General features: G+C 59.8%; 4 protein-coding genes. All 4 read right to left on the reverse strand.

What is annotated here, in order from left to right:
- On the reverse strand, positions 1–542 hold a 542-nt coding region (locus tag C265_RS22815), incomplete at its 3' end, for a phage late control D family protein (RefSeq protein ID WP_210401228.1).
- 23 nt (positions 543–565) lie between these two features.
- Positions 566–1,660 carry a T6SS immunity protein Tli4 family protein gene (locus C265_RS22820; RefSeq protein ID WP_037025110.1) on the reverse strand — a complete coding sequence of 365 codons (1,095 nt, stop codon included), beginning with the start codon at positions 1,658–1,660 and terminating at the stop codon, positions 566–568.
- A complete protein-coding gene (locus C265_RS22825; RefSeq protein WP_246840243.1) occupies positions 1,645–3,330 on the reverse strand; it encodes a triacylglycerol lipase in 1,686 nt (561 codons plus the stop codon). Before C265_RS22825 ends, C265_RS22820 begins: the two co-directional genes overlap by 16 nt.
- 21 nt (positions 3,331–3,351) lie before the next feature.
- On the reverse strand, positions 3,352–5,721 hold a 2,370-nt coding region (locus C265_RS22830; protein WP_010813228.1), incomplete at its 5' end, for a type VI secretion system Vgr family protein.

Below are 5,721 nucleotides of genomic sequence, written 5' to 3' on the forward strand. Positions count from 1 at the left end.
GCATCGGTCTCGCCATGCTGCACCTCCCAGGCGAGCTTTGGATACACCGAGGTGTCGAGGCGCTTCTCCACCGAGAACGGGTAGTCCGCAAGCACCTCGTCAAGAATCTCGATCACCGTCTTCTTCTGGAAAGGCTTGAAGTCCGACGTCTGCGTCGCGAGCCACAGCCAGGGACGCAGCGTGAACCGGTACAAGCGATTCTCCGCAACGCCGCCGACATGCTCAATGTCGGAGATGACGCCGGTGATCTCGCGATGCCCAGCCCCCACCCCACCCAGCAGGCCGGTGCCCATGCCATCGAGCTCGATGGTGACGGTCATCTCGCGGCCGATCATCGCATCGGGATCGGCCTCGGCAAGATACTGTTCCGCGGCAGGCGAGACCGCGCGCAGGTCTACCTTGTAGGTGAAGAGTTCGCTCAATCCCTCATGACCTGAGAGCCGCACGAATTCCAACTGGGGCTGTCCCAACAAATCAGGAATGGCTGCGCTGGAAACGCTAACGGTGCGAGAACGCGAAGCAAAAGCAGCTAGCCGATTCATGGGATGGGTTCTGGTTTCCCTGCTCACCTCTTCTCTCCCTCAACGGCACCTGGCCGGGGCCGGATCGAACTCACCACCTTGTCCCAAATCTTCAGCACCTCATCGTCATCCATCGATGAGTCGACATAAGCGCCACCAGGAATCTGTCCGCCGGTCATTAACGTAAGATGCATCTGCGGCTGCATGTACTGCGGCGTATCCCGCTTGGTTTCCGCCTTCAGCCCCTGCCGCCTGTATCCCTCTTCCTTGAAGGTCTCCACAAGCTCATCTGCTTCCATGCCGGCAACGGTTCGCTTGCCCTTGCGTAGGGTGTGGAATGCGAGCCGATATGCCAGCGGGGCGCCTTCCAATCGCTTTTCCAGTCGCGCGATCATGCCCTCGTCCTGCGTGACAAGCGCGCGCGAATGGATGTCAAAGAGAAGATCCTTATGGAGTTCACTTTGAAAACTGAACATCGCCGTCTCTTCGTCGTGGATGTCGTTCAGCACTACGCCTTTGACACAGAAGCCGGGACCGGCAGCCTCCGGGTCGGTATAGGCGCGAGTGTGGACTGCGAGGTTTCGCAACCGCGCTTCTACCGCTTCCGCCGGCTCGCTATCGGGGTAGCTCTTTTCCTCAAGGATGACGTATCGCAAGTCTCCCGCCAGGAGGTGGATTTCGCTTCTAAAGTATTTGCCTTGCTGCGCATTGTCGTAGCGACGAATCAGATAGCCTCCTTCACCTTCACCTAACGGTGTACTGGACACCAACATCGAAGCATGTGTAACTTCATTGCGTGCATCCCTTAGTTCTTGCATTCGCTTACTCACCGCCCGCTCAAAATCTTCGCGCAGGATGACCGGCTCTGCCTCCACCGGACGTTGCTTGGGCACCTTGACATAGATGCGCTTGAAGTCCTTATCCTTGCCATAGAGCAACTCGGCATCGCCGGGACTGTCCATCGAATCCGGTACCGAATTGAACTCTTCTGGCAGGTCAATTAGGAAACGGCCGATGCAATGCGTCTTGGATGGCTGGTGGATATCCATGGGCGGAAAGGGATTTGTGGCCGCTCGTTGACAGCCAGTCGTTAGAAGTGCGGCCAGAAACAGGCCAGCTATGTTCAGTTTGGCGGCCATATCAAGTTCCCCGGGGGCGTCCTGGCTTGTGCCGTCAGCTTGACAATGCTATACAGCGTCACGAACTGAGCCATCTCATTCTTGTAGGCGGGCTCGTGAGCAAAGCCCTTGAGCGCGAACCATTGACGGACATTGGCGGCAGTCGCAGGCGCTCGGCCTGAACTGACTGGCACCGTGCCGTCGCCACCACCATCCTGCCGGGAAGCGTGCAACTCATAGTGGCTAGTGTCGTACTGGACTACCGACGGGCCCATGCCGGACCGAACGACCTGCACAACGTTTTCGCCGCCGACATATTCAGGGTTCGTTCCGTCCATTCGCACCTGCTGCGGCGAAATCTGCATCACATCTGAAGGATTCGGCAGCTGAGCTTCCCCTTCTGGAGAAATTCCCTTCTTTAGCTGCCAAATAACGTGTTCAAAGCTCTTCTGCTTCGGATCGGCTGCATGGAAACCATAGGTAAAGGCGTGGTACTTGTCTGCAATGCTGACGTGAAAGTCCTTAGCTCGACTGATGTACTGCACTGCATCTTTCCAGCCGAGTGCCTCGCCCCCCTCGGGCGCAAGCCACTCCTCCTTGATCAACCCCCACCAGCGATCCCTTACCGCATATATGCCGTCGTAGGGATCCGGATGGGGAGGCAGCAGATCGTTACCCGCTAGATCCTTCACGCGGAGCCAGCTGCTGTCGTATTGCTGCGTTGGAAGCAATTCCAATGCGCCAGGTGCCTGCGCGAACACTGCCGTCACCTCTAGCCCCGTTTGACCAATGACGAGACTGGCAGCGTAGTCCTCGTCACGCATGCCGACCTTGCAGCGTCGATAAGCAACCGGAGCACCGATTGCCGGCATGACGCCGTGCACGATGCCGGCAATCTTCTCTGCCATGCCCTCCAGTTGAGAACAGGCGCGCGCGACCAAGCCGCCCATGGAATGGGTTACCAACAGAACTTGTTTGCAGCGACCAAAGCCTTGTTGATGCTGCCGAATGATTCGTTCAATACGCGACTTCAGCCTTCGTGCCGACAGAGCATTGTCTTCGAGCCAGTTGTAACCGCAGGCGTAGACGGGGTAGAACCAGTTCGCTACCTTCTCAATCTCTGAAGCCGTGCACGGTGCAAACGGCCGGTGTGCTCCCCATGGTCGTGACTGATCAGCAAGGATGGGGTTCAGCGTTTCTTTCCAGCTCTTGTCATACGCCTTGCCCGGATGGTTCAGGGTGCGTTCCAGCCAGAGCAGAAAAGCTTGGTAACTGGTTTCGCCGACTTCACCCCAGCCCCGTGCCTTGTAGCCAGTGGGTCCGCCAATACTGCCAACAGGGAAGGTCGGCACAGCGCCAGCATCATCAACCAATGTCTTGTCGGGGTGAAGGAGCACCTGCCGCGCTCCGGCGGTACGAGGAGCATTGTTCCAAAGCAACCCGAATGGCTGTCCCAGCGTGGCGTTGAGTCGCCACACGGGGACGTTCCGAACCTTGCTCTTGAGATTGCTTCCCATAATCCCCGGCACAAAGATCACCGGAAGCACATTGACAGGCTTAATCACCAGCTTGACCAGATCAGTCAACGGGCTCGGAGTCATGGTCCAGCCATATCGCATCGAGCCGTCCCCGTCAGGAAAGCCCGTAGCCATGCGTTCGCTGCTTGCCGCTTTGCCAAGTTCCTCTGACATGTTCGTACCCAATGTTCTCGCCTATGCCGCCGGACCGAGAATCCGCAATTCAAGCGTCTCGGCAATCTCACTCTTCTGATGCGCAAGATGACCTTGCGCATCGGTGACACCGCGGAGCACCGTTCCATCCTGTCGGAGCAGTTCATAGGCATAGTTAACGAGGGGCTTGTCCGCGGTATCAACCAGACGAAACCCCTCGTTGAACTGGGTGTGCTCCCAATCGTTCATCGCTTGTGAAATGCTGTGCGCCCCCGGCATATCGAAGTCCCCGGTCTTGAGATGCACACGCGTCGGCCCGAACACCTCCACACCGCCATCGGCGATGCGGATGCCTGCGTTGCCGCTCATGAGAGTGATGCTGGCCTTGGCATTGAGCAGGATCGCGCCATCGGTTGCGGTCACCACTACGTTCTGTCTGGCATTCGCTTCGATGTTGGATTTCTGCGCCTGCAGAAGCAGATTGCCCTGATGCGCAATGCCGCGCAGCTCCCCGCTGTGTGCGAAGAACCCGATTCCCTGCCCCGCATTGACAACGAACTGCTGCCCTGCGGTCATTTGCTGGTTCAATCGTGAGACGGTGTCGATATGCTTGCCGGCATACGTCGTCAATATCTTGGGCGTGGCCAGTGCCATGCCCGCCGGCGCATAGGCACCGATCAGCGGCTGACCTCCCTCACCAGGCACGTCCTTGTGGTTGTTGGCGCCAGCGTCCCACTCCCTGACGGCCCGCGTGAGTTCGGCCTGCGGATCTGTATCGGCAGCCAGCCCTTCATGGGCATGGCCATAGTCCCCCAACGCCTTCGCCGCCTCCAGCGCCGCCTCCATGCAGCGGATAAACTCGTCGCGCGACAGGTGCCCGCCCATGGCGCCTACCTGCCCTTCCGCGGTAACGAACAAGCCCTTCCCGCCGCGTATGGCACCCTGCCCATCGGTGCGCAGATCAAAACCTTCACCACGCCTGTCCTTGCGCCCGGCGTGGTCCGGCACCCCGGTCAGATAGCCCAGGTTCAGTTGCGATGCCTGGTGATCCGAGGACAGCTGCGCCTGGATCTGATCCTTCGTATCGTCCATCAGCAGATGATTGTGGCGCCCGCCAAACAACTCCTTGCTGCGAATCCCCGACAAGGCATGCTGCCCCGGCAGCGCCCACGGCGGCAGATTGAGCTGATTCGGCGCCCGCCCGACAATCACCGGACAGTCCGGATCACCGTTGATGAACGCCACAATGACCTCCTGCCCGATACGCGGAATATGCATCGCGCCGAACTGGTCGCCCGACCAGCCATTGACCACCCGAATCCACGGTGACGAGTTCTCGTCGTACTTCCCGTAGCGATCCCATTCGAATTGAATGATCACGTTGCCGTGATCGTTGCACCAGATCTCCTGGTTCTTCGGGCCGGTCACCACGGCCCGCTGCACACCGGCCACGTATGGCTTGCCGACCGTGCGCGGCGGGCGAAAGACTTCATCAGTGGGGTGCGCTTCAAACGCAACGCGGCACGAAAACTGTTGCCCACTGCCGGATTCGCCGCCGACATCCTCCAGCTCCAGCGTCGCACCGATCACCAGATACTCGCGGTTCATCGCCGGGTTGCCGTGATTGCTCACCAGGTAGGTGCAGCCCGCCGCCACTCCGCGCAGCGCACCCACGCCACGCGCACGCCGGCCACGCGAGCGGCGCTCCTCCATGCGGATCCTCGCCCGCATCTCGCCCACCGCCGGATCGACATAGTCGCCCGGGTGCTCGTAGCGATCGAAGTCGGCGAAGCTGGTATTGCGCGGCTGGCTGTTGTCGGTGGTCAGATTCGCGCGCGGCTTGCGCGGATCGTAGTCGTTCAACGTCACCTTGCCCGTGCGCAGCCGGTTGACCGGATCGAAGCGGACCAGATGTTCCTGGTCGATCTTGAAGCCACGCGGATAGAGTGGCAGCGTGCGATAGGCCTCGCTGGGAAACGCGCGGTACGCGCCCGACTCGGCGGCCAGGATCAGCCGATGGTGTCCGCCGTCATGCTCGAAGAAGTATGTAATGCCATACTCTTCGGTCAGGCGCTGGATGAAATGTGCATCGGTCTCGCCATGCTGCACCTCCCAGGCGAGCTTTGGATACACCGAGGTGTCGAGGCGCTTCTCCACCGAGAACGGGTAGTCCGCAAGCACCTCGTCAAGAATCTCGATCACCGTCTTCTTCTGGAAAGGCTTGAAGTCCGACGTCTGCGTCGCGAGCCACAGCCAGGGACGCAGCGTGAACCGGTACAAGCGATTCTCCGCAACGCCGCCGACATGCTCAATGTCGGAGATGACGCCGGTGATCTCGCGATGCCCAGCCCCCACCCCACCCAACAGGCCGGTGCCCATGCCATCGAGCTCGATGGTGACGGTCATCTCGCG

The organism is Cupriavidus sp. GA3-3 (assembly GCF_000389805.1).
Classification (GTDB): Bacteria; Pseudomonadota; Gammaproteobacteria; order Burkholderiales; family Burkholderiaceae; genus Cupriavidus; species Cupriavidus necator_D.

Bases quoted from the DNA above. Each gene is read 5' to 3' on its own strand.
- C265_RS22820 (WP_037025110.1), bottom strand. From the start codon at position 1,660: ATGGCCGCCAAACTGAACATAGCTGGCCTGTTTCTGGCCGCACTTCTA.
- C265_RS22825 (WP_246840243.1), bottom strand. From the start codon at position 3,330: ATGTCAGAGGAACTTGGCAAAGCGGCAAGCAGCGAACGCATGGCTACG.